This is a genomic window from Stenotrophomonas sp. STEN087 (genome assembly GCF_056759115.1).
Genome location: NZ_JBRRCR010000157.1, coordinates 1 through 3,916, shown reverse-complemented (window position 1 = coordinate 3,916; position 3,916 = coordinate 1). Strand labels below are relative to the sequence as shown.

General features: G+C 67.2%; 3 protein-coding genes. All 3 read right to left on the bottom strand.

Going from position 1 to position 3,916, the window contains the following annotated elements:
* Positions 1–232: 232 nt before the first annotated feature.
* Positions 233–2,617: a methyl-accepting chemotaxis protein gene (locus ACVOK1_RS20330; RefSeq protein WP_481563082.1), complete on the bottom strand. Its 2,385-nt coding sequence runs from the start codon at positions 2,615–2,617 to the stop codon at positions 233–235.
* Positions 2,618–2,713: 96 nt separating this feature from the next.
* Positions 2,714–3,097 (bottom strand): hypothetical protein, encoded by a 384-nt coding sequence (locus ACVOK1_RS20325; RefSeq protein WP_108768774.1) that lies wholly within the window; start codon positions 3,095–3,097, stop codon positions 2,714–2,716.
* A 137-nt stretch (positions 3,098–3,234) separates the two neighbouring features.
* Positions 3,235–3,726 carry a chemotaxis protein CheW gene (locus ACVOK1_RS20320; protein WP_108768775.1) on the bottom strand — a complete coding sequence of 164 codons (492 nt, stop codon included), beginning with the start codon at positions 3,724–3,726 and terminating at the stop codon, positions 3,235–3,237.
* Positions 3,727–3,916: the final 190 nt, after the last annotated feature.

Below are 3,916 nucleotides of genomic sequence, written 5' to 3'. Positions count from 1 at the left end.
GGGCTGCGCGGGGGCGTGAGCCGCATGGATGCGGCGACCGAGCTTACATGGACGTACTTGCAGCGTCCCCCGCGCAATCCACCCGCCCGGCCAACCCACAAAATTCCAGTACAAAGCGCGCCCACCCCGAGGGGCTTCGCCGTTGGTTGTTGACCCGGGAACCCAGGAACCCCGGAAACGAAAACGCCCCGGCACGGGGCCAGGGCGTCTTCGAAGCCTGCGGCAGCAGGAATCAGAACTCCTGCCAGTCTCCGTCCGCCAGCTCGGCAGCCATCGGGCGACCGCCGGTGCTGCGACGTGCCGGCGGTGCAGCCGGTGCCGGCGGTGCAGCCGGTGCCGGCGCCGGGGCGGAGGCGCGCGGGGCCGGGGCGCGCGGGGCGACCACGGTCTCGGCTTCGTCCACCACGAAGATCGACACAGCCTCGCTCAGGTGGCCGGCCTGTTCTTCCATCGCCCGCGCGGCAGCGGTGGCTTCTTCCACCAGCGCAGCATTCTGCTGGGTGGTCTCGTCCATCTGCACCACGGTCTGGTTGACCTGCTCGATGCCGGCCGACTGTTCCTGCGAGGCGGCGGAGATCTCCGCCATGATGTCGGTCACGCGCTGCACCGAGGCGACGATCTCGCCCATGGTCGCGCCGGCCTTGTGCACCAGAGCCGAGCCATCGTTGACCTTGCCGACCGAATCGTCGATCAGACCCTTGATCTCCTTCGCTGCAGCGGCCGAGCGCTGTGCCAGGGTGCGCACTTCGCTGGCGACCACGGCGAAACCGCGGCCCTGTTCACCGGCACGCGCGGCTTCCACTGCGGCGTTCAGCGCCAGGATGTTGGTCTGGAAGGCGATGCCGTCGATGACCGAGATGATTTCGGCGATCTTCTTGGAGGACGCCTGGATGGCCGACATGGTGGTGACCACCTGGCCGACCACGTCGCCGCCCTGCGATGCGACACCGTGTGCACCGATGGCCAGCTGGTTGGCCTGGCGGGCGTGCTCGGCGTTCTGGCGAACGGTCGAGGTCAGCTCTTCCATCGAGGCGGCGGTTTCTTCCAGGTTGGCAGCCTGCTGCTCGGTGCGGCGCGACAGATCGCTGTTGCCCGAGGCGATCTCACCGGCGGCCGAGTTGATCGCGCGGCTGGACTGCTTGATGCGGGTGACGATCTCGCTCAGCTGCGCGGCGGTGGCATTGGCATCGTCACGCATGCGGGCGAACACGCCCTGGTAATCGCCGTGCATGCGCACGGTCAGGTCACCCTGCGACAGCGCAGCCAGCAGGCCGGAGATCTGCTCGATGCTGCCGGCGTTGGCGTCCAGCAGGCCGTTGATCTGCTGGGCCAGCTGCAGGAAGAAGCCTTCCTTGCCGTTGGCATCGATGCGGCCGGACAGGTCGCCGGCGGCAGCCTGGGCGATGACGCGGGCCACTTCGGCTTCGACCTGCGCTTCTTGGGTGCGGTCGCGCCATTCCACCACGTAGCCGACGGTGTCACCGGCTTCGTTGCGGATGGTCGAGGCGACCTGGGCGAACTGCGCATCGCCATACTGCATCGGGCGGCGGGCGACGCCGTGGGCCTTCAGGTTGGCCACCAGGGTGGTGTCCATCTCGCCACGGTGTTCCAGCACGGTCACCGGCTTGCCGACCAGCGACGCCTGCGCGTCGAAGTCCGGCAGGTCGCGGCGCACGTCGTCCTGGTACTGGACCAGGGTCTGCTGCAGGGCGCGGTTGCTGTAGACGATGGTGTTGTTCGGGTCGGTCAGGTACACGCCGGTGGAGCTGTAATCCAGGGCGGTACGGATGCGCAGGTTCTCGCGGGCCACGGCGGCATCGGTCTCGATGCGCTCGCGCAGGTCGCGCTGCATGCGCTGCATGGCCTGCATCAGTTCGCCCACTTCGTCCTGGCGGCTGACATCGATATGGCCGTCGAGCTTGCCGCCGGCGACGTCGTTGGCGACCGAAACGGCGCCACGCACGCTGCCGACCAGGGCACGGGCGAACAGCCACACCAGCACCAGGCCCAGCGCGGCGCCGCCGAACAGGGCGATCACCATCAGCGTGGCCGATGCGGAATAGGTGGAGGAGGCCTCCTCGCGCGCGGCGCGGGACAGGCGGTTGTCTTCGGCGATCAGCGATTCGAGCGAGGCAGTGGCCTTGCGGTGCTTGGTGCGGGTCTCGCCGACGAAGGTATCGATGGCGTCGTCGGGCAGCTCCAGCTCCAGCATCTCGTTGACGCTGTCGTAGGAGGCGACGGCATCCTTCCAGTCCTTGGCGAAGGCGTCGAACAGCTTCTTCTGCTGCGGGTTGTCGATCAGGGTCGGGTATTCCTTGATCGCCTTGTCCAGGTTGGTGCGCAGCTCAGCCACGCGTGCGTGGGCGTCGGCCTTGACCTCGGCGCTGGCGCGGACCAGCTGCTGGTACTCGGAGTTGCGGATCTCACCGATCATGCCGCGCATTTCGCCGGCCATGCGGATGCTTTCCATCCGCGAGCCCGCCAGCTCGGTGGTGACGTTGTTCAGCGAATGCAGGCCACGATAGGCGACGATGCCCTGCAGCAGCATCACCAGCAGGATGACGCCGAACGTCAACAGCAGCTTCGGCATCAGTTTGAGGTTGTTGATCCACGGCATGGGCGTTGCGATCTCCTAAGGCAGACGCGTCCGGGCGTCTTGCCCGGTTGCAGCAGACCACGCCGGCGAGGGGCCGGCGTGGTGATGGACAGCGGATTACTTGATGTTGGCCAGCTTCAGGCTTGCCGGCGAGCTGACTTCGATTTCAGCGCGCGAGGCATCGCGCTGGATCTTGCCCAGCACGCAGACGGTCTTGCCTTCCAGGCTTTCCAGCGGGAAGTTGAACTTGCCGCGGTTCTCGCCGGCGATGCGGGCCGAGAAGGTGTGGCGCGGGAAGGCGCCGCCCATGTACAGGAAGGTCGGCTGGCCTTCGGAACCTTCCGCGAAGCGTGCCTTCTCGACCTTGCCGCAGACCATGCCGTCCTTGCCGACCGAGCGCGGGGCCATTTCCGGCGGGATCATGTCGGCCGACTGTGCGAAAGCGGAAGAAGCAGTGGTGGCCAGGACGGCAGCCGAAACGAACGCAAGCAGGGACTTCATCGGGGTGATTCTCCGGGGATTGTGATGGTCGATCCGGTTCTGCGCGCTCCTGCGCGACCGGGTTCCTGTCCCCCTATCGGCACTGCCGCGGGGAACTGAAGGGCTCGGTTACAGAAACGTGAGGGAAGTCCGCCTGCTCAGGCCGCGGCGTCTTCGACCAGGCTGGCCTGGCCCATGTCGGCGCTGTCCAGCAGGGTTTCGATGTCCAGCAGGATCAGCATGCGGTCGTCCTGCGTGCCGATGCCGGAAATGAAGCGGGTATCGACGGCGGCGCCGAATTCCGGGGTGGGGCGGATCTGATCGCCCGACAGCGGGATCACGTCGGACACGCTGTCGACGACGATGCCGACCACGCGGTCATCCACGTTCAGCACGATCATCACGGTGAAGGCGTCGTAGGTCGCGTTTTCCAGGCGCAGCTTCAGGCGCAGGTCGATGACCGGAACGATGGTGCCGCGCAGGTTGATGACGCCCTTGATGTAGTCCGGTGCGTCCGGCACGCGGGTGACCGCGTCGTAGCCACGGATTTCCTGCACCTTGAGGATGTCCACGCCGTAGTGCTCGGCGCCGAGGGTGAAGCTGAGGAATTCGCCACCGGCGCTGGCGGTGGAGCTGGTCTTGTCGTTCATCGAGGGTCCTGGTCTGCCGGAAGTCCCGGTGTCAGGCTCGATATCGGCCCCGTTGGTGGGGACTTTAGGTGGGCAGGTGTGTCATCCACGCATGGCGTGGACAGTTCGGTAGTGGCCGGCCCGCGGGGGCGGCCGGGGGGCCGGGTGGGGCGGCCCCGGCGCCGAGCCCCCCGCACGGACCCACAAACCG